This window comes from Sutcliffiella deserti, assembly GCF_020037475.1.
Taxonomy (GTDB): domain Bacteria; phylum Bacillota; class Bacilli; order Bacillales; family Bacillaceae_I; genus Sutcliffiella_A; species Sutcliffiella_A deserti.
This window is the reverse complement of the sequence record NZ_JAIQDB010000001.1, coordinates 859811-880339: the sequence shown is the minus strand read 5'-3', so window position 1 is coordinate 880339 and position 20529 is coordinate 859811. Positions and strand designations below refer to the sequence as shown.

The 20529-nt window shown below is 38.9% G+C and carries 17 protein-coding genes; 8 read left to right on the top strand and 9 right to left on the bottom strand.

Going from position 1 to position 20529, the window contains the following annotated elements:
- Positions 1-729: 729 nt before the first annotated feature.
- The 5 genes from addB (at position 730) to K9B36_RS04265 (ending at position 13048) form a co-directional block, all read left to right on the top strand.
- Positions 730-4239 carry a helicase-exonuclease AddAB subunit AddB gene (gene addB, locus K9B36_RS04285; RefSeq protein WP_223700755.1) on the top strand — a complete coding sequence of 1170 codons (3510 nt, stop codon included), beginning with the start codon at positions 730-732 and terminating at the stop codon, positions 4237-4239.
- Positions 4240-8013, top strand: coding sequence for a helicase-exonuclease AddAB subunit AddA (gene addA / locus K9B36_RS04280; protein WP_223700754.1), 3774 nt, complete (start codon positions 4240-4242; stop codon positions 8011-8013).
- Between the two features lie 78 nt (positions 8014-8091).
- Positions 8092-9270, top strand: a complete 1179-nt coding sequence (locus tag K9B36_RS04275) for an exonuclease SbcCD subunit D (RefSeq protein WP_223700753.1) — start codon at positions 8092-8094, stop codon at positions 9268-9270.
- On the top strand, positions 9267-12692 hold the full coding sequence (locus K9B36_RS04270) for an AAA family ATPase (RefSeq protein WP_223700752.1): 3426 nt from the start codon (positions 9267-9269) through the stop codon (positions 12690-12692). Before K9B36_RS04275 ends, K9B36_RS04270 begins: the two co-directional genes overlap by 4 nt.
- 47 nt (positions 12693-12739) lie before the next feature.
- Complete coding sequence (locus tag K9B36_RS04265; RefSeq protein ID WP_223700751.1) at positions 12740-13048, top strand: HNH endonuclease; 309 nt, start codon at positions 12740-12742, stop codon at positions 13046-13048.
- Positions 13049-13225: 177 nt separating this feature from the next.
- On the opposite strand, the gene K9B36_RS04260 is transcribed toward K9B36_RS04265, so the two are convergent.
- From K9B36_RS04260 to K9B36_RS04230, 7 genes are all read right to left on the bottom strand, one after another.
- Complete coding sequence (locus K9B36_RS04260) at positions 13226-13444, bottom strand: spore germination protein (protein ID WP_223700750.1); 219 nt, start codon at positions 13442-13444, stop codon at positions 13226-13228.
- A gap of 64 nt (positions 13445-13508) precedes the next feature.
- Entirely contained in the window at positions 13509-13727 is a 219-nt protein-coding gene (locus tag K9B36_RS04255) for a spore germination protein (protein WP_223700749.1), read from the bottom strand.
- 3 nt (positions 13728-13730) lie between these two features.
- Positions 13731-14132, bottom strand: coding sequence for a spore germination protein GerPE (locus K9B36_RS04250; protein WP_223700748.1), 402 nt, complete (start codon positions 14130-14132; stop codon positions 13731-13733).
- A 4-nt stretch (positions 14133-14136) separates the two neighbouring features.
- The gene (locus K9B36_RS04245) at positions 14137-14313 is read right to left on the bottom strand and encodes a spore gernimation protein GerPD (protein ID WP_223700747.1); all 177 of its coding nucleotides are present in this window, start codon (positions 14311-14313) and stop codon (positions 14137-14139) included.
- 15 nt (positions 14314-14328) lie between these two features.
- A complete protein-coding gene (gerPC, locus tag K9B36_RS04240) occupies positions 14329-14955 on the bottom strand; it encodes a spore germination protein GerPC (RefSeq protein WP_223700746.1) in 627 nt (208 codons plus the stop codon).
- Positions 14956-15062: 107 nt separating this feature from the next.
- Entirely contained in the window at positions 15063-15293 is a 231-nt protein-coding gene (locus K9B36_RS04235) for a spore germination protein GerPB (RefSeq protein ID WP_223700745.1), read from the bottom strand.
- 32 nt (positions 15294-15325) lie between these two features.
- Positions 15326-15547 carry a spore germination protein gene (locus K9B36_RS04230; RefSeq protein WP_223700744.1) on the bottom strand — a complete coding sequence of 74 codons (222 nt, stop codon included), beginning with the start codon at positions 15545-15547 and terminating at the stop codon, positions 15326-15328.
- 192 nt (positions 15548-15739) lie between these two features.
- Here K9B36_RS04230 and K9B36_RS04225 point away from each other — a divergent pair, with 192 nt between their 5' ends.
- Complete coding sequence (locus K9B36_RS04225) at positions 15740-16915, top strand: DUF418 domain-containing protein (protein ID WP_223700743.1); 1176 nt, start codon at positions 15740-15742, stop codon at positions 16913-16915.
- Positions 16916-16998: 83 nt separating this feature from the next.
- Here K9B36_RS04225 and K9B36_RS04220 read toward each other — a convergent pair whose 3' ends face one another.
- Positions 16999-17175, bottom strand: coding sequence for an aspartyl-phosphate phosphatase Spo0E family protein (locus K9B36_RS04220; RefSeq protein WP_223700742.1), 177 nt, complete (start codon positions 17173-17175; stop codon positions 16999-17001).
- A gap of 143 nt (positions 17176-17318) precedes the next feature.
- Here K9B36_RS04220 and K9B36_RS04215 point away from each other — a divergent pair, with 143 nt between their 5' ends.
- The gene (locus tag K9B36_RS04215; RefSeq protein ID WP_223700741.1) at positions 17319-18224 is read left to right on the top strand and encodes a fumarylacetoacetate hydrolase family protein; all 906 of its coding nucleotides are present in this window, start codon (positions 17319-17321) and stop codon (positions 18222-18224) included.
- Between the two features lie 499 nt (positions 18225-18723).
- On the opposite strand, the gene K9B36_RS04210 is transcribed toward K9B36_RS04215, so the two are convergent.
- Entirely contained in the window at positions 18724-19920 is a 1197-nt protein-coding gene (locus tag K9B36_RS04210; RefSeq protein WP_223700740.1) for an ornithine--oxo-acid transaminase, read from the bottom strand.
- A 168-nt stretch (positions 19921-20088) separates the two neighbouring features.
- Here K9B36_RS04210 and K9B36_RS04205 point away from each other — a divergent pair, with 168 nt between their 5' ends.
- Positions 20089-20442, top strand: a complete 354-nt coding sequence (locus K9B36_RS04205) for a YisL family protein (RefSeq protein ID WP_223700739.1) — start codon at positions 20089-20091, stop codon at positions 20440-20442.
- Positions 20443-20529 lie beyond the last annotated feature (87 nt).

The window sequence follows — 20529 nt, the reverse complement described above, 5'->3', positions numbered from 1 at the left end:
GGTTCTTTTCTTACAGATTGTTGCTATAAGTCCTTAATAAATCGGCAATGTACCTTAATGTTTCAAGTATCACTCCTTCTCTCAAGCAACAAAGAACATCCAATAATTAAAACACTTGAATGACTTTAATGGTTCAAGTGTTTTTTGGCTTTATTATAGTTATTACTCAAATAGTAAACAAATGGAGGCCCATGCTAAAATATCTGCTAACTAGTCTGCTTGTGTTATTAAAACATTCACTGGAACCAATCGGTAATACAGAGGAACCAGTATATAGCGATTGCACACAACAAACTACCCCAATAAAGTTAACAGAGTGACAGTAAAATAGTGGTTTTTACAGTATAGCATCCTTTGATCCCCTACCTTACCTACCATATGCAGAGGCAGATTAACTGGTGCCCATCCACTTGAAATATGTGTCTATCAAGTTGGCAATCTGCTCACATTTTCAGTACAATATAAGAGGAACATAGGTACGTATTATGATGAAAGATCTTAATTGAAGTACCGCGAACGCTGCGTCTTTTGCGGAAATTATCAGCGGTGTTTAACATAGCCGTTTGGTATTAGCTGATTGCTTATGCGAAATGGCAATAAGTTGTGAGAAAATGTAACTTGTTGTTTTACAGTGTTCTATATAAAACTCACATGGATATTAAACTTTGAAAAACAGAACGCTACCTGCATTTAAGGTAGTCTAAAAATAAGTAGTTTGGGGGAAATGCTGTGTCGATTCGTTTTTTAATAGGCAGAACAGGCAGTGGAAAAACACAATGGTGTTATGAGCAAATCCTTCAAAAACTGGAGGATAACCCGAAAGGTTCGCCGATTGTATATCTGGTTCCTGAACAAATGACCTTCCAATCAGAATACAAGATTGTCCAATCAAAGGCTGTTCAAGGTATGATTCGGGCACAAGTATTCAGCTTTACCCGTTTGGCATGGCGAATTTTGCAAGAAGTAGGTGGAATAAGCCGTTTTCATATAGATCAATCTGGCATTCATATGCTGCTTAGAAAAGTAATTGAAGAGCATAAAGCACAGTTCCAAGTGTTTGGACGGTCAGCGGAACAGTTTGGCTTTATTGAGCAAATGGAGGGCATGGTAACCGAGTTTAAACGCTATTGTGTTACACCTGATAGTTTGCAAGAGGAAATCATTCGGATTAGCGAGGACGATACAATCTCTGATCATGAAAAGATGCTTTCCAAAAAGTTAACCGATATATTGGTCGTATACCGTCAGCTAGAGCAATTATTAGAAGGGAAATATGTGGATGGAGAGGACTATTTACAGCTTCTAGCTGAAAAGATACCGCACTCTTCCTATATAAAAGAAGCTGATATTTATATTGATGGCTTTCATAGCTATACACCTCAAGAACAGCTTGTTCTCAAAAGGCTAATGGTCCATTCAAAATCAGTAACGATAGCACTTACACTGGACAAGCCATATAACGAAGAAGCACCGTATGATTTGCATCTTTTTAGAGCAACAGGAATCACCTATCAGAAGCTTCGTAAAATGGCTCTTGAAGAAGGGTGTCAGATAGAAGCACCAATTGTGCTTGAAGATGCTAGTCGGTTCTCGAAATCAGATTCCTTATGCCATTTAGAGAAATACTTCGATGTTAGACCAACCGTGGCTTACCCTAATAAAGGGGAAGTAGCGCTGCTTCAAGCAGTGAATAGAAGGGCTGAGATTGAAGGAATTGCAAGAGAGGTTATCTCCCTCGTTCGGGAACAGGGAAATCGGTATAAAGATATAGCGCTGATTGTGAGAAATGCAGAATCCTATATTGACTTGGTAAACACGGTTTTCAAAGACTATGACATACCTTTTTTTGTAGATCAAAAAAGGACAATGCTTCATCATCCTTTAATCGAGCTGTTACGTTCTAGCCTCGAGGTTGTAACCAAAAACTGGCGCTATGAGTCAGTGTTTCGCTGTGTGAAAACAGATTTCTTTTATTCTGTTGCTCAGGATACAGATGAAATGAGGGAGAAAACGGACAAACTAGAGAACTATTGTCTGTCCTATGGAGTACAAGGAAACAAGTGGACTTCTGAGGAACCATGGAAATATCGCCGCTTTTTTACTATTGATTCGGAAGGACCTTATGTACAAACAGATGATGAAATAGCCTATGAAGCTGAAATTAACGAATTAAGAGAGTTGATTGTCACTCCATTGCAAAAGCTCCAAAAACGCTGGAAGCGATCTAATTCAATTGAAGATTACTGTAAAGCGTTGTATCACTATTTGGAAGACCTTGAGATTCCAAAAAAGCTGGAGCTCCGGATGAAAAAGGCGGAAGAGCAAGGAAACTTAACACAGTCTAAAGAAAACGAACAGGTTTGGAAAGCGACTATTGGTCTATTAGATCAGATGGTCGAACTTATTGGAGATCAGCCTATCACTTTAAGTATGTTTACAAAGATGTTGGAAAGTGGATTAGAAAGTTTAAGGTTTAGCCTTGTTCCCCCTGCCATTGATCAGGTTATTGTCGCCAATTTTGATCTCTCCCGCTTAACAGACATTAAACATAGCTTTGTTATCGGAGTAAACGAAGGAGTTATCCCTGCGAAAATAAAGGATGAAGGCTTTGTTTCGGAAGAAGAACGGGAGCTTCTTTCCTCTTACGGTATGGAGCTCGCGCCTACAAGCCTAGAAAGATTACTAGATGATCATTTTCTGGTATATTCTGCATTTTTAAGTCCATCACAGCAACTCTATATTAGCTATGCTTTGGCTGATGAAGAAGGGAAATCCTTATTACCTTCCTCGTATATTAAACGGATAAAAGAAATGTTTCCAGAAATAAAGGAAAAGCTGCTGCTTAATGAACCTTCAGAGCTTCCACAATCGGAACAGTTGAAGTACGTGCATACACCTTCTACTACACTGTCCAACTTAGCTGTACAGCTGCAAACATGGATCAAAAAATATCCAGTAGATCCTATTTGGTGGGACGTCTATAACACACTGTTAGACCATGAAGAATGGCATGACAGAACAGAACAGGTTCTCAAAAGCCTCTTTTATAAAAATGAAGCAAACAAGCTTAAAGGACATGTGAGCAGACAGCTTTATGGTGAGCATATGGAAGCAAGTGTTTCCCGTATGGAGAAATTTAGTGCCTGTGCCTTCTCCCATTTTGCTTCTCATGGATTAAAGCTGAAGGACCGAAAAATTTACCGCTTGGAAGCCCCTGATATTGGACAACTTTTTCATGCAGCTCTTAAACATATTTCCGATACCTTGCGCCAACAGGGAAGTGATTGGAAGTCCTTAACTAAACAGGAGTGTGAAAACCTTGCGAAAGAGGCGGTGAATGTCCTTGCACCTAAGCTGCAAGGGGAGATTCTGCTTAGTTCCAATCGGTTTCAATATATTAAGAGAAAGCTAGAAACAATTATCACAAGAGCATCCCAGATTTTGAGTGAACACTCAAGAGCGAGTAAGTTTACGCCAATCGGACTTGAACTTGGTTTTGGACAAAAAGAAGAGATTCCACCGATAAGGATAGATCTCCCAAATGGTGTGAAAATGGAGCTTGTTGGGCGAATTGACCGTGTAGATAAAGCAGAGGGCAGCAATGGATTATTGCTACGAATTATTGACTATAAATCTAGCAATAAGGCGTTAGATTTAACGGAAGTATATTATGGATTAGCACTGCAGATGTTAACTTACTTAGATCTGGTAATAACCCATTCTAAAGAATGGCTTGGCTCAGAAGCCACACCTGCAGGAGTTCTATATTTTCATGTTCATAATCCAATGATTAAAACAAATGGAATGACCCCGGAAGATCTAATTGAAGAAGAAATTTTTAAAAGCTTCAAAATGAAAGGTCTTCTGTTAGGAGAAGAGGAATCAGTTCGATTTATGGATCAGACGCTTGAGACAGGGCATTCTCAAATCGTATCGGCTGCATTAAAAAAGAATGGTGAATTTCATTCCAATTCATCGGTAGCAAGCGAGCAGGAATTTTCTCACTTAAGAGCTTATGTTAGGAAAACCTTTGAGAATATCGGAATGCAGATCACTGATGGAGAAACTAGTATTGCTCCATACAAGCTGAAAAACCAGACACCTTGTACATTTTGTTCCTTTAAATCGTTTTGTCAATTTGATACTTCCCTTGACGAAAATGATTATAGAAACCTATCGGCATTGCCGAAGAATGAAATTATCGAGTCAATGAAACGGAAAATGGAAGGAGGAGACTAAATGGGGATGGAAATACTACCTAAACCAACAGACGCTCAATGGACAGATGATCAGTGGAAAGCTATTGTTTCAAGCGGAAAGGATATTTTAGTTGCAGCAGCAGCCGGCTCAGGAAAAACGGCGGTTCTCGTGGAGCGGATGATACACAAGATCATTGAAGAGCAAGTAGATGTTGATCGCCTGCTCGTTGTAACCTTTACCAATGCCTCTGCAGCTGAAATGAGACATCGAATTGCTGAAGCGTTAGAGAAACAATTAGAAAAAAGACCAGCCTCTCTTCATTTGCGCAGGCAGTTAAGCCTTTTAAATAGAGCTTCAATCTCCACCATTCACTCCTTTTGTTTAGACGTAGTACGCAAATACTATTATTTAATTGATATTGATCCAAGCTTTCGTATTGCCGACACAACAGAGATACAATTAATGCAAGAGGAAATATTAGAAGCCGTCTTTGAAGAAGAGTATGGGACAGAGGGTAACGACGCATTTTTCGAACTAGTGGATCGTTACACCAATGATCGAACAGATGGGGCACTTCAAAAGCTCGTACTAGACCTGCATGAGTTTTCTAGAGCAAATCCTTCGCCAGAACAATGGCTTGAAGAGATTGTTGAGTTTTATGAGAGTACAAGTCAATCAAACATGGATGACCTTCCATTTATTCCGATGTTAAAGAAGGAAATGGAATTGCAGTTTCTGGGCGCAAAAAGCTTGCTGCAAAAGGCGATGGATATCACGATGGAGCCAGGTGGCCCTGCACCCCGCTCGGTCAATGTTGAACAGGATATGGAACAGCTAGCGAAACTGCAAAGCTCCCTTTATGATAGTTGGGAAGTACTCTATCAAGAAATGCAGAAGGTGGATTTTCCAAGAGCAAAAACGTGTCGTGGTGAGGAGTATGACAAGAACCTGATTGAAAGCTGGACAAAGGCACGTAATAAAGCGAAAGCAATGGTCCAAGGAATTAAGGACGAACTTTTCAGCAGGCGACCGGAGTCTTTTCTAAAAGATCTAGAAGAGCTGGCTCCTGTTATGAAAACCTTGATACATGTTGTAAAAAAATATGGAAACCAGTTTAGCGCTCTGAAACAAGAAAAAGGATTAGTGGACTTTTCCGATTTAGAGCATCTTTGTCTAAGTATTCTTCAACAGCCAACATCATATGGTTTTGAAAGATCAGATGCAGCTTTAAAATACCAATCCACCTTTAAAGAGGTATTAGTGGATGAGTACCAAGATACAAATATGGTGCAGGAAGCTATTCTAAAGCTTGTGACAAAACAATCAGAGAACAGCGGAAATATGTTTATGGTAGGGGATGTAAAACAGTCCATTTACCGTTTCCGTTTAGCAGAACCTTTTCTTTTCTTAAGTAAATATAAGCGGTATGACAAGGATGGTACTGGAGATGGCCTTCGCATCGACTTGAACCGAAACTTCAGGTCTAGAACTGAAGTGTTGGACGCAACCAATTTTATCTTTCAACAAATTATGGGTGAAGCTGTTGGAGAGATAGACTATGATGAAGCAGCAGAGCTGAAGTTCGGAGCAGCCAACTATCCGGATGCTGCAGACCGAGAGACAGAATTATTGGTAATTGATCGTAGTGACAGCAGTAATTCAGCAGATAGTTTCAATGAATATGACACCGAGGAAACTAACTCTACCGGGTTTGATAAAGCTGAGCTTGAAACCGCACAAGTGGAAGCGAAAATGATATCACAAAAAATAAAAAATCTTATTCAATCCGGATACGAAATCTATGACAAAGATGAAAAGCGTATGAGACCTATTACCTACCGCGATTGTGTAATACTTATGCGTTCTATGCCGTGGGCCCCTCAGTTTATCGAAGAGTTTAAGCAAGAAGGGATACCACTGTATGCCAATCTGAGCACTGGTTATTTTGAGGCCACAGAAGTAGCGATTCTCTTGTCCTTATTGAAAATAATCGACAATCCCTATCAGGACGTCCCATTGGCTTCCGTCCTAAGGTCCCCTATAGTTGGATTGGATTCAAATGATTTAGCTTCTATACGAATTCAGCAGAGAAAAGGATCTTATTTTGAGGCATTACTTGCATTTTTACAAAAAACTCCAGATAGCATCGAAGAAAAAGAATTACTGATTAAAGTTAAAAGGTTTTACGATATGCTACAACTATGGCGGACCGCTGCAAGAGAAGGGGCATTATCTGAATTAATATGGCAAATCTACCAGGATACCCATTTTTATGATTTTGTAGGTGGCATGCCAGGAGGAAAGCAACGTCAAGCAAATTTACGAGCACTTTATGATAGAGCAAGGCAATATGAAGCAACGTCCTTCCGTGGGCTGTTCCGCTTTTTGAGGTTTATAGAAAGGATGCAGGATCGCGGCGAAGATTTAGGGGCGGCAAGGGCTCTAGGAGAACAGGAGGATGTTGTTCGTCTAATGACCATTCACTCCAGTAAAGGATTAGAGTTTCCTATTGTGTTTGTTGCAGGCCTATCCAAACAGTTTAATATGATGGACTTAAACAGTAGTTATCTCTTAGACAAAGAGCTTGGCTTTGGACCGAAGTATGTAAATGCACGCTTACGTATAACCTATCCTACGATCCTTCAGCTTGCATTAAAAAGAAAAGCAAAAGCACAGCTCATAGCCGAAGAAATGCGGGTACTTTATGTTGCTTTAACTAGAGCAAAAGAAAAGCTGTATTTAGTTGGCACTGTAAAGGACTTTGAAAAAGCACAGGCGGATTGGAAGGAGCATGCTTCAGTCGAAAATTGGTTACTTCCTAATTACACAAGGGCATCTGCGAAGTCTTATATGGACTGGGTAGCACCAGCTTTGATACGACACAAAACCGCGGAGATATTGCAGGGTGGAGAGTTATCACCACATGTTCCAGAAGAAATAACCAATCATCCGGCTAAATGGAAGATTTCAGTCACAAAGGTCCAGACATTATTAGAAGAAATGACAGCCGCCAAGGAAGAAGAAAATCTTCTGCTTGAGCAAGTGAAGCAAGGTGTGACGGTAGAAATCGAAAGCACACTAAAAGAGGAAGTAAGAAAACAACTTTATTGGCAGTATCCATATAAAGAAGCAAGTAAGCACCGCTCTAAGCAATCTGTTTCCGAAATAAAGAGAATGAGGGAGCAACAGGACCCGTATGCCGATCAGTCGATGATTCAGACAGAACGCAAGTACTTTTTAGATCGCCCTGCTTTTCTACAAAAAAAGGGATTGTCACCATCTGAGATTGGGACTGCCATGCATACGGTAATGCAGAATATTAATTTAGCACAGAAAAGTCTTGATAGAGAAGAAATACAAGCTCAGATTTTGCAAATGGTAACAAATGAACTTCTTACGAGTGAACAGGCAGAAGTTATTCACATCGATGCAATCGAAAGATTTTTCTTGTCTGAAATAGGGCAGCGAATGCTACATGCCGATAAATTATACCGAGAAATTCCTTTTAGTTTTGCGTTACAAGGTAGTGAAATAGGAAATAATACAGAGCTAGCCGATGAAACAGTGCTAATACAAGGTGTTATCGATTGTTTAGTAGAAGATGCGGAAGGACTCGTATTAATTGATTACAAGACGGATACCATCACAACAAGGTTTCCGAATGGATTTGCTGAAGCAGAGCCTGTGCTGATAAACAGGTATCAAGAGCAAATATCCCTGTACGGCAAGGCGGTAGAACAGATTTGGAAGAAAGAGCTTACTGAAAAATATCTTTATTTTTTTGATGGAAGCCATTTATTAAAAATTGATTAATAATTAGATAACACGCAGGCTCAGGCGAAACTTTTTATGAGAGTTTCTGCTTGAGTTTGTTGATATTAGGGGGAAAATATGCGAATTTTACATACTGCTGATTGGCATTTAGGTAAAACGTTAGAAGGACGTAGTAGATTACCAGAACAGGCACAATTTCTAGAAGAGCTTTCGAGAATTGTAGAAGATGAAAAGGTAGATGTCATCTTAATGGCGGGTGATGTCTATGATACGGTGAATCCACCTGCACAGGCTGAGGTGTTATTCTATGAATCTTTACAAAAGCTCTCCAACAAAGGACAGCGACCGGTAGCAGTTATAGCAGGAAATCATGACAATCCAGATCGTTTGTCCGCTTCTCAACCGCTTGCCACCAATCAACATATCTCCTTATTGGGCTATCCGACCATGGATGTTCAAAATATTTATATTCCTACAACCAATGAAACACTTAAGCTCGCATCTTTACCTTATCCTTCCGAATCACGGTTAAATGAGATTTTATCCGACCAATTTGAGGAAAGGGTAATACGGGATCATTATGATGCGCGTATTCGACAACTTTTTGATAAAATGTGTGAACAATTTACCTCTGATACTGTTAATGTCGCAATGAGTCATCTGTTCGTGGCAGGGGGAAGTTCTTCGGATTCTGAGAGGCCGATAGAAGTAGGAGGAGCTTTCACTGTTGCTGCCGAAAGCTTACCAGCTCAAGCTCAATATGTCGCGCTTGGCCATCTGCACCGTCCACAGACAATTAAAAGAGCCAAAACGGCGGCTCGTTATTCTGGCTCTCCTTTAGCCTATAGTTTTTCAGAAGCAGGATATACAAAGAGTGTGACCATTATTGATGCAGAGCCAGGCAAGGAAGTGCAAACGAAAGAAATATTTTTAGCCAGTGGAAAGCCTTTAGTGAAATGGAAAGCAACAGAAGGTATTCAGCAAGTATATAGCTGGTTAGAGGAGAAAAAAGATAAAAGAGCATGGGTAGATTTAGAGATTTATGTAACAAATGCCTTGTCCATGGAAGAAATACATCGGATTCGAAAGCAACATGAAGGAATTTTGCATATCCGCCCAATTTTTCCTGAAATGGCAATAGAGAGAGAAGCTGTGAAAATGGATAGCATGCCAATTGAAGAGTTATTTGTTAAATTTTACGAAAAGCAATCAGGCGGGGCGCAGCCTGAAGAAGAGCTTGTGAATTTATTTTTATCCTTATTAAATGAAGAGTCAGGAAAGGAGGGGGAAGAATGAAACCGATTGAATTAACGGTTGGTGGCTTGCATAGTTTTCGCGAAAAGCAGGTGATTGATTTTGAAGCCTTATGTCAAGGTGGCGTGTTCGGGATCTTTGGACCAACGGGAAGCGGAAAATCCTCTATTTTAGATGCCATGACATTGGCGTTGTATGGAAAAGTAGAGCGGGCCTCCAATAATACACAAGGAATTATGAATCATGCAGAAAATGTGGTAGAAGTCTCTTATATATTTGAATTAGAGAATGCTAAAGGAAAACAACGGTATAAAGTAGAGCGTACCTTTAAGCGTACCGATCCTATTCGCGTGAAATCAGGGATCTGCCGACTAACTGAAATAAAAGAGGAAGAAAATCTGGTACTTGCAGATAAAGCAGGTGAAGTTAATGCGGCCATTCAGGAGATTATTGGGTTAACAATCGATGATTTCACTCGTGCTGTTGTACTGCCTCAAGGGAAGTTTGCGGAATTTCTTTCGTTAAAAGGGGCAGATCGAAGGCAAATGCTCCAACGCTTATTTCAGTTAGAAAAGTATGGCGATGAATTGTCCAGAAAAATAAAAGATGAGTTGCAACAGAAAACGCGCAAACTTGCTGAGATACATGCCGAACAACTTGGGCTTGGAGATGCCTCTGATACAGCGGTCAAAGAAGCTGCATCACAGTATAAGGCAATAGCTGAAACTGTGGAAAAATCAGAAAAGGCATTACAGCAACTAGAACGTATATTTGAGGAAAAAAAGAGAAAATGGGAATGGCAGTCTGAAAGAAAACAAGTGGAAAGATCCCTCCTTCATTATAAAGAAAATGAATCGGAGATAAAGCAACTTGAAGTGAACATCGCACTTGGAGAACAAGCGGAGGTTTTAAAGCCTATTCTTTTGGATCTAACAGAGATAGAAAGCACACTTAAACGTTGGACAGTTAAGCATAAAGAAGATATAAAAAGATTTGAAAGTGCAAAAGAAAAGCTGAAAGAGGCTAAAGCAGTTTATGAAACAGCAAAAAAAGAGAAGGAAACAAATCATCCAGTTCTTCTTTCAAAAAAAGAAAAACTGGAACGCGCCCTTAGGCTAGAAGAAGGAATGAAAGCACATCAAAATAAATTAACCCAGTATGATGTTGCTCTGACGGCTAACAATAAACAATTAAGCATTGCAAAGCAACAAGAAAAACAGATTTTGGAAATTTACGAAAAGGCAATCTCGAAGCAAAAAAGCTTGAAGGATCAATTGGCTCAGAAAACACAAGCGCAAGATCATTTAGAAAAACTCCAATCAGCTTATGATAAAAAACAAGAAGTAAAGTTACTAGAAAAGAACTTAGCGGAAACTAATAAGGAAACTCAAAAGTTACAGGAAAAAGTGCAGCTCTATAAGAGGGAAAACCTAAAAGCAGAAAATGAGCTCGCTACAGTAAAAAAAGAAATTATAGTCTATTTCAACCATACCGAAAAGTATTATACAAAAGCCGCTGAGCTAACACTACAACTTGATTGGTTAGGATCCCAGGTGGATTTATTTCTGCAAGAAGAAAAAAGATTAGCAGAGGATTTAAAACTTCATCAACTTGCATTGGAATTGGCAAAATCGCTTAAAGAAGGGGAAGCTTGTCCTGTTTGTGGATCAACCCACCATCCAAGTCAACCTGTTCATGAAAGCATGAGTGAAATCGCAAGTAGTCGAGAACAAAACGGCATGGAAAAGCTAATTTCATCTGTACAACAAGAAAAACAAGAAAATGTCACCATTAAACTAAAGTTAGAACAGCTAGCTTCTGAGATTTTCCGTGAAATCAACAAAGAACAGTCCGTGCCAAACCCAACTCCATCGACTGAAAAGGTTGATCAGTGGGAAAAGGAATACCATCAAAGTAAGGAAAAACCTGCACTGCTAATTGAAAAATATCATCTCATTGAAACAGAGCAAAAAGCTCTTGTTCAAGATTATATCCACATACAAGAGAAGAAGCTGGAATTTAATCAAACACTTAAAACATGGGAAACTAGACTTAATGAGTCAGAAAAGTTAATGCAGAGCTATGAAGATCAATGGTCTACATGGAATGCAAGGCTTTCAGAAACAAGAGCTGAGCTAGAAGAAAAGCAGAGTTTGTGGAAGAGCGATTTTCCAGAAATCACATATGAGAGTATAGAAGAAGATTTCTATAATGCAAAAGAAGTGGAAAAGCAAAAAAAAGAACTACAAGAACGAATTAACACAAGTGTGGATTTTATAGAAAGAAAAGAGAAAGAATTAAAAAGAGCGCAAGAACTTTTATTAGCAGAAGAAAAAGTTATCTTCCAAAATAACTTAGAACGAGAGCAAGTGTGCTCACGAATCGAAGAGACGAAAGCAGAAATAAAAAACATCACCGAAGAAAACTCGGTTGTGGAAGGTTTAAAAACATTGGGAAAGGAATTAACGAAGCTTCATGAGCAGGAGACGAAGTCTTATCAGGACTGGACAGAGGCTCAAAATCACTTTCATGAAACCGATAAAAACTTGAAGCAAAGTGAGCATATGCTGGATGAAACGACTTCGCGTCAGGAAAGCCTTGGGGATAGATGGAATCTTGCTCTAGAGAAAACCTCATTTTCTTCTAAGGATGAAGTAGAACAAGCCATTAACTTTATAGGACATAAAGATGGTTGGAAAGAGAAAGTGAAGAACTATTGGGAAACTCTTAAATCAATGGAGAATGATTGGAACAGATTAAACTCGTTGATTGGACAAGAAGTATTAGAACAGTCCGATTGGCTGGAACTTCAAGAGCGATTGAACGATAAAAGACAAAAACTTCGGGAAGAAATAGAAGCAAAAAGTGCTTCCTTTCAACATCTGTCCTCCATCAAAGATCGTAACGAAAGGTACAGAGCCTTGGAAGAACATAAAGAAAAACTCTCAAGTGAAATTCAGCAATATCAAAAGCTACAAGCAGTATTTAAAGGAAATGGCTTTGTAGAATATTTGGCAGAAGAACAGCTGCTTCAAATTAGCAGAGATGCCTCAGAGAGACTAGGACATCTTACTCGTCAAAGATATGCGTTAGAAATGGATTCACAAGGTGGTTTTATTATTCGTGATGATGCAAATGGTGGAGTAAGGAGGCCCGTGTCTAGCCTATCTGGTGGTGAGACTTTCTTGACCTCGCTTGCCCTTGCGTTATCATTGTCTGCTCAGATACAGCTAAGAGGGGAATATCCTCTACAGTTCTTCTTCTTGGATGAAGGATTCGGGACTTTGGACCATGAACTGTTAGATGGGGTCGTTACAGCACTTGAAAAACTGCAATCCAATCACTTGGCTGTTGGTGTCATCAGTCATGTTCAGGAATTAAGAGCACGCTTGCCTAGAAGGTTAATGGTAACACCAGCACAATCATCTGGAAAAGGATCGGTTGTCACACTTGAAGATTTATAAGCATGTCCACATTAGAAGATAATACAGTGTAAAAGGAGAGTAGAGGGGTGGCGAAAAAGAGAGTATCTTTCGGTGAGTGTGAACTATGCAACAGAAACGATGTGGAAACAACCGTGCATCATCTTACACCAAAGGAAGTGGGCGGTACATTTCTTCCAACAGCAATGCTATGTATTCCCTGTCATAAGCAAATTCACGCTCTTTACACAAATGACGAACTCGGTCTTCGTTTAAACACTATCCTTCTTTTGCAAGATGATACTAAGGTAGCGTCCTTTATAAAATGGATTCAAAAACAGCCTTCCTCCAAAATACCAGTCACAAGAAAGTCAAACGCACGAAAAAAGAAAAGATAAAATACCATATACCATATTATTATTAAAAAGAGGCCTTGGCTCCGGTGGGAGCCAAGGCCTCTTGCTTCTTAGGATTTGTCCGTATGACGCCTAAGATATAATTCCTGCCGGGGTCTGGCCCCAAACAGAAAAAATATATTTGTAACACCACTGTAATATGAATTGGGTAAGGTTGGTTTAGTTGTTTGCGACGATATCTTGGTCGTTGATGTCAGGGTCGATGGTATTTGTGGCGCTTAATCCATTATTGGTGATGATGAAGTTTCCGGTATTAAAGGAACCGGAGCCTGCTGAGGTCTTAGAGGCACTTTTAGGAGAAATGTAAAACGAATCTCCAAAATTTACAACTCCACCACCTACACTGTTAATTGCTACGGGACCGACTATCGCTGGCATGGAAGACATCCTTTAACTTTGTGATAGTACACTATATGTGGGGAAGGAAAATGTGTTAATATCACTATTCATTCCCAACGACAGTCTGGTCATTGACATCAGGATCAATTGTATTAGTGGCGCTGAGGCCGTTATTAGCATTAATGAAATTTCCGGTATTGAATGCACCGGAACCTGCATGGCTTTTTCCAGTCTCTTTTGGACTGATGTAGAAGGAGTCACCAAAATTAATGGTTCCTCCTCCTACACTATTTACTTGCACCGGTCCTACAATGGCTGGCATGTGTTATTCCTCCTTTTTTTGTGATGTTGGGAAGGATGGTGGAACTTTTCCGATAAGCTGCCGAATATGCTTCACTCGAGCCTCTGCATAGATAGATTGAGAAGAACCGATTTGTAGCACAGAAGAGGAGGATACCCCATTAACGGTTATGTTATCAACACAAATATTTGGATTAGGGTTTTTCACACTCATACAAAGAGGTTCATCGATGACTGTCATAGGTGAAGCGATGGAAAAGATAGAGTAGGCATCAAAACTCCCTTCGTTTCCATAATACCGTGGAAATTCTCTTTTTACTGCCAGTGCTTTGTTCTTGGCATTAATGTGAAAAGAATCCCCAATATGCAAATACGAACTAAATGCTAAAGATAATACATTCACTTCATTAACCCGTGATATTCTCATTAAACTATTCCGTTGTCAGAGGTACAAATGGACCGATTATTAAAGACTCTGGAGGAGTATCAAAATACGAAGTTAAACAAATCGTTTGAGTGTCTCCTACAAGAAGAACAGAAGAGGATGAAACACCTAACACATCTATATTTTGTACTTGAAGACCATGATTAACAACATTAAAATTCATAAAATTCCACCACACTTATTTAGAGTTTGGGAGTGTCTGAATAAAAGCTGTAAAAGCATTCTTCATATCCTCCTGTAATTTCATAACCGTTATTTCTTTTATCTTTTCATCACTATAACCATGTTGAATGGCTTCTGTGGTAAATTGATTTAATGTTTGTTCAATCCGTTTTGGAAGTTGTTTACTAACATCCTGAATCATAAAGTCATAATAATGCTCTTCTATTGACCGATTGTTCCTTTGTGCAATTTCTTTGATGGTATTATGACCGTTTTTGGTTAAATGATCTCTTAGTTCTGTTTCAATCTCCTTGCTGAGCTGCTGATTCCGCTTGGGAACAGGAACCTCTAAATTATTTTTGGTAACAACGAAGTCTTCAATATCGCCCTGGGTACCTGGTCCTGGTGTTAAGCCAATGTTCAGTGTACCTTCTAAAGTTTCTACCTTCAGCTGGTCGAATTTATATTCAATCTTTTCTATATTCATGCTCGGTTTCTCTTTCATCTGGATGATCTCCTGCTGCATTTGCTTGATCATTTCTTCTAATGCTGTAATCTGTTTTGCTTGTTTATCAACAATTTCATTTAGCTTTAACATTTGCTGCTGGGATTCATAAAAATATTGCTGAAAGTTATAGTACATATGATCACCCCTTTCATGAGCACTATTTCCGCTACATTCTTAGACAATGTAATGTATGCAAATAATGTTAGTTGGGTGAATGCCTATATTTTTACATTGAGACCGGTTTATTTTAAAGGTACAAATGGTCCGGTAAAAGAGCTGGTGGAGGTTTGCTCTGATTCCAACTCTGCACTAGACTCAGGAGCGGGGCCAGTAAAGCCTCCTGTGTTGTTTAAGGTCGAGATCGCTTTTATTACTCCGGCACTTCCTATTTGGAAAACAGAGGAGTTAGTGACCCCTCCTATTTTTATCTGATGGATGACAATGTTCTGGTTAACAAAATAATTGGTAGACATTTTTCTACCCCCATATGAATTAAGAAAAATCCTTACATATTCAAAGCTATAGGTTGATCGTTAACATCCTGATCATAGGTATTTGTCTGGCTATTTGAATTGCTTATCGAGATGCGATCGCCGGTATTAAAGCTTCCAGATCCGGCAAATGTTTTGGCGGCACTGTAAGGGGACATCTGAAAAACATCACCAATATGGAAGATACCAGAATTCCCTATACTGTTAACATTTACAGCTCCGACTATAGCAGGCATAACGGTAACTCCTTTAATTTGAAATTTAAAGATTATAAAACTACGCTTTGGTATAGTCATATTCTATGACAATCGCCTGGTATTGTGAGTGTATGAATCCATTATATTAAATATCTGACCGGTATCGATTATAGGAATATTAAGGGAAATAAGCTATAATAAATAGCAGAGAAAATAAAAGGGGGAAGTGGAATGCATGCAGCACCAACCAAGGAAAAAGATAGAATTGTAGCATTAGATATAATTAGAGGGATTGCGATACTGGGAATATTTTTAGTGAATATACCTTCCTTCTTCTCACCAGTGCTGTATATTGAACAACACACTTACTGGTCTAAGACTCTTGATCTATGGACAATAAGTTTTGTTGATATAATAGCTCAGGCAAGCTTCTATACCTTATTCTCCTTTTTATTTGGTTATGGCTTTATCCTTTTTACGAAACGATTAGAAGAGAAAAATCTGTCTGTACCTAAGTACTTTTCAAAAAGATTATTTTTGTTATTAATTTTCGGGTGTTTGCATGCTTTCCTGATATGGCATGGAGATATCTTAATTACATATGCTATTACCGGATTTATTTTATTAATAATGAGAAATATATCTTCAAAAGCGATGGTTTGGACTGGAATTCTCCTAATCGTTCTTCCAACACTTGGACTGACACTTATCCTACTTATGTTGTTGGCTGTAATGGATGGAGATTTGCAAATGTATGAAGAATTGCAGCTCTATGCGATTCAATCGTTGGAAATTTATGCACATGGGTCTTTTATGGACATCACAAAGCAGCGAGTGCAAGATTGGTCGTTTGTTAACCTTGGCAATGGGGTGTTTATCATCTTATCTGTATTGCCCATGTTTTTATTTGGTGCAGCAGCGGCTAAGGGAAACTGGTTACGGAAGGTTGAAGAGAAACTGGGGCTTCTTAAAAAATTGTGGATCGTCACTCTCCTGTTGACTTTAGTATTTAAACTTTTACCATATTACACTGATAAAAATCTCGTTACAGAGTATATTCAGGATTCACTTGGAGGACCTGCAAGTGCCATCTTCTATTTCTTGACGGTAGTGTTAGCTACAAGAAAAGAAATTGGCTTAAGAATTTTGGCTCCATTTAAATACGTAGGTAAGATGAGTTTAACGAATTACATATTCCAGTCAGTAGTATGTACCTTGCTTTTTTATAGCTATGGTTTTGGATTATATGGAGATTTTAATCCGTTCAATGGCTTGATACTAGTATTGGCCGTTTTTGTAGCCCAAATATTATTAAGCAAATGGTGGCTTTCTCATTTTCATTACGGTCCGCTTGAATGGTTATGGAGAATCGGGACCTATGGTAAACGATCTACCTTTAAAAAATAAGGCAGTATTAAACACCGTTGTTGAGCTGCGGCATTAAGATCCAAAACAGAGCAAAAAGAGATGTAAGTCGTATGACTCACATCTCAAGGCGTATAAAAATAATGATTGGTTTGTGAAAGTGGATTTAGTTCTTTCCATTGTTTGTTAAGAAGTGTATCAAGCTCTTGGCTGCATTTTATCGTTTTATAGGAAGTGAATCCATATTTATTAGCATATTGTATCATTTGTTTTCTTTTTACTTCGATTCTTAAAGATAACATGATAATCTTCTCCAATTTATTAGGATGCAATCGTTTGCTTCATTATGCCACGCTGTCGAAGATAAAAAAAGCACTTCGATAAAACAAGTCAAAATACAACAAAATACAACAAACTACTACAGTAAAAGAAGGGGGCATATTCTATGTATTTTGTCACAGGAATCTTCAAAGGAGAAACTTTTATTGGTATAACAGATGAGGCACAACAGTTTATTCTTGATTTACACAAAGCGGCGGAAATGGTAGGGGAGATGATGAATATCCCCAAAACGTTATTAGAATGTATTCAATTAGAAGATAAATTCATAGAAATTTGTATCAATTTACGAAATTGGGTTCAAAAGCAAAATAATTCTTCCCGTTATTTATATAAAATTGAGGATGTAACCTTGCTCGCACCAATTCCTCGGCCAAGTAAAAATGTTCTATGTGTAGGGAAGAATTATAAAGACCATGTGCTTGAAATGGGTAGTGTTGATGATATCCCTGAACATATTATGATTTTCACAAAAGCGCCTACATCTGTAATTGGTGATCAAGAAAATATTCTTCTTCATGCAGATCTAACAAATCAACTTGATTATGAAGGCGAACTGGCAGTGATTATTGGAAAACAAGGTAAAAGCATTAAGGCAGATAATGCAATGGATTATGTGTTTGGATACACAATACTAAATGATATTACCGCAAGAGACCTACAAGCAAAACATAAACAATTTTTTCTAGGAAAAAGCTTGGATGCTTCTTGCCCAATGGGACCGTTCATCGTTCATAAATCAGTTATTACTGATCCGCATAAACTTACAATTAGCACAAAAGTAAATGGGGAAATTAGACAAAAGGCCAATACCGGTTTAATGATTTACCAAATTCCTGAAATTATTGCTACACTCTCTAAAGGAATGACCTTGGAGCCAGGGGACATTATAGCAACAGGAACACCAGCAGGCGTTGGGAAAGGATTTCTACCTCCAAGGTTTTTGAAAAAAGGGGACGTTGTTGAAGTAGAAGTGGAACAGATCGGGCGGTTGGTTAATAGCGTGGAATAGTAAACAGCAAAAAGGCCAGGCACTTTATTGGTGCCTGGCCTTAGACTGTAGATAAACTCGAGGTATTCCGAGGTTGTCTACAGTATTTTTGCATAGTTGTATAATAAAGCCTGTTGATTTCCGTATTTTAGGTTTGGGTTAAACACCGCTGTTACTTTCCGCAAAGGCTTCGCTTTCCGCGGGGCGACCTTGAGCCTCCTCGGGCAATGCCCTGCGGGGTCTCAAGTTTGTCGCTACTCCCCCGCTGGAGTCTACGCCATTTGCTCCAATCCACAGCTAGAAGCCACCCAAAACTATATGTTTTCAGTTTTTCAGTGGCCCCCCTTCACGTGCCTTCCACTCCAATCAACTCAGTTTTCTAAATATTTTGTGGAACTTTGACCAGCTAATAAAATTCTGAAATACTCACCACAACTAAAGTTATAATTTCGAAACCATTTTTTCTATAAACTAAGGCCAGGCACCTATTGGTGCCTGGCCTTAGCGTCCTACAGATATTCTAAACCGATAAAACCTTTTTCACTTTTTCAATGGCCCAATCCAAGTCTTCTTTTGATATAACAAGAGGTGGGGCAAAACGGATAACTGTTTCATGCGTTTCTTTACATAAAAGTCCTTCTTCTTTTAACTTTTCACAGTATGGGCGGGCTGCCTCGGTTAATTCTAAGCCGATAAACAGACCTCTGCCACGGATATCTTTTATAATTGGATTTTTGATTAACCGTAGCTGCTCTTGCATATAGTTTCCTAGCTCATAGGACTTTTCTACAAGATTTTCTTCTTCAATTACCTCCAAAGAGGCGATGGAAACTGCACATGCTAACGGATTGCCGCCGAATGTAGAACCGTGAGATCCTGGATTAAAGACTCCAAGAATTTCCTTGTTTGCCGCAACACAAGAGATAGGAAATACTCCTCCACCAAGTGCTTTACCTAATATGTACATATCAGGTTCGACATTTTCCCAGTCACAAGCGAATAATTTACCTGAGCGCCCTAAGCCTGCTTGGATTTCGTCTGCAACATAGAGAACATTGTTAGCTCTACAGACTTCTAAGGCTTCTTTCAAGAAGCCTTCTTCTGGGATATTAATACCAGCTTCGCCTTGAATAGGTTCGAAAATAAAAGCAGCAGTATTGGGTGTTATAGCATCCTTCAGGGCTTCAATGCTTCCAAATGGAATAACCTTGATGCCAGGTAGCATCGGTCCAAAGCCTTCCTGATATTCTTCACTAGAAGACATTGAAACGGCTGTCATAGTCCGACCATGAAAGTTATCCTCACATACAATGATTTCTGCTTGATTGACAGGTACTTTTTTAACGTCATATGCCCAGCGCCGAACAGCTTTCACGGCAGTTTCGACTGCTTCAGCCCCCGTATTCATCGGTAGAACCATGTCTTTATTTGTTAAACTTGCTACTTTTTCATACCAAGGTCCAAGCTGATCATTATGAAATGCACGAGATGTAAGCGTGATTTTATCAGCTTGCTCTTTTAATGCCTCAATGATCTTCGGGTGTCGATGACCTTGGTTTACGGCTGAATATGCACTTAACATATCCATGTATTTCGTTCCTTCAGGGTCTTCCACCCAAACACCTTCCGCCTTTGAAATAACTATAGGGAGCGGATGATAATTGTTTGCACCAAATTTTTCAGTCTGGCTAATGATATCATGTGTTTTTGTTGTCATATTGAAATACCTCCATCTAATCAATGTTATGGTTTTCAATAAATATTATATCATTGTTAAAATTCAAAATCTTATATAAAGCCCTAAAAGAAGTTTTGTTTAGGTTTTCTAGAGAAACATGGTATGATAATAGTATTGTATTATACATGAAATTAAGGGGGAAAAGACATGACACATGCTCATATTACTACCTGGGCAATCGCACTTATTTTATTTTTAGTTGTCCTTGCTTTGCATAAAAGCGGAAAAGCAAAAGGCGCCAAAATAGTTAGCATGACTCTAAGACTGTTCTACATACTAATTGTTGCTACAGGCATTCTTCTTTTACTAGAAATCAATATCAACGGAGCTTATCTATGGAAGGCACTCGTCGGGATTGTTGTCATTGGTCTAATGGAGATGATTACCGTTCGAACAAGAAAAGCGAAATCCACAACAGTATTTTGGGTACTATTTGTTCTTGCACTTGTATATGTTATCTATTTAGGGTTTAGCATGTCTATGGGTTTTAAGTTTTTTTAATAGGACTCTTTTCATAAGGATTGTTTACTAATCTCTCGTAAAAGATCGGCAATTAGATTTTTTACTGTCCTACCCATGTAAAATTAA

What these genes read in the sequence shown, in the direction of transcription:
- addA (WP_223700754.1), top strand. Translation starts at nt 4,240, where the DNA reads ATGGGGATGGAAATACTACCTAAACCAACAGACGCTCAATGGACAGAT.
- K9B36_RS04275 (WP_223700753.1), top strand. Translation starts at nt 8,092, where the DNA reads ATGCGAATTTTACATACTGCTGATTGGCATTTAGGTAAAACGTTAGAA.
- K9B36_RS04270 (WP_223700752.1), top strand. Translation starts at nt 9,267, where the DNA reads ATGAAACCGATTGAATTAACGGTTGGTGGCTTGCATAGTTTTCGCGAA.
- K9B36_RS04260 (WP_223700750.1), bottom strand. Translation starts at nt 13,444, where the DNA reads ATGCCAGCGATAGTCGGTCCCGTAGCAATTAACAGTGTAGGTGGTGGA.
- K9B36_RS04255 (WP_223700749.1), bottom strand. Translation starts at nt 13,727, where the DNA reads ATGCCAGCCATTGTAGGACCGGTGCAAGTAAATAGTGTAGGAGGAGGA.
- K9B36_RS04250 (WP_223700748.1), bottom strand. Translation starts at nt 14,132, where the DNA reads ATGAGAATATCACGGGTTAATGAAGTGAATGTATTATCTTTAGCATTT.
- K9B36_RS04245 (WP_223700747.1), bottom strand. Translation starts at nt 14,313, where the DNA reads ATGAATTTTAATGTTGTTAATCATGGTCTTCAAGTACAAAATATAGAT.
- gerPC (WP_223700746.1), bottom strand. Translation starts at nt 14,955, where the DNA reads ATGTACTATAACTTTCAGCAATATTTTTATGAATCCCAGCAGCAAATG.
- K9B36_RS04235 (WP_223700745.1), bottom strand. Translation starts at nt 15,293, where the DNA reads ATGTCTACCAATTATTTTGTTAACCAGAACATTGTCATCCATCAGATA.
- K9B36_RS04230 (WP_223700744.1), bottom strand. Translation starts at nt 15,547, where the DNA reads ATGCCTGCTATAGTCGGAGCTGTAAATGTTAACAGTATAGGGAATTCT.
- K9B36_RS04225 (WP_223700743.1), top strand. Translation starts at nt 15,740, where the DNA reads ATGCATGCAGCACCAACCAAGGAAAAAGATAGAATTGTAGCATTAGAT.
- K9B36_RS04220 (WP_223700742.1), bottom strand. Translation starts at nt 17,175, where the DNA reads ATGTTATCTTTAAGAATCGAAGTAAAAAGAAAACAAATGATACAATAT.
- K9B36_RS04215 (WP_223700741.1), top strand. Translation starts at nt 17,319, where the DNA reads ATGTATTTTGTCACAGGAATCTTCAAAGGAGAAACTTTTATTGGTATA.
- K9B36_RS04210 (WP_223700740.1), bottom strand. Translation starts at nt 19,920, where the DNA reads ATGACAACAAAAACACATGATATCATTAGCCAGACTGAAAAATTTGGT.
- K9B36_RS04205 (WP_223700739.1), top strand. Translation starts at nt 20,089, where the DNA reads ATGACACATGCTCATATTACTACCTGGGCAATCGCACTTATTTTATTT.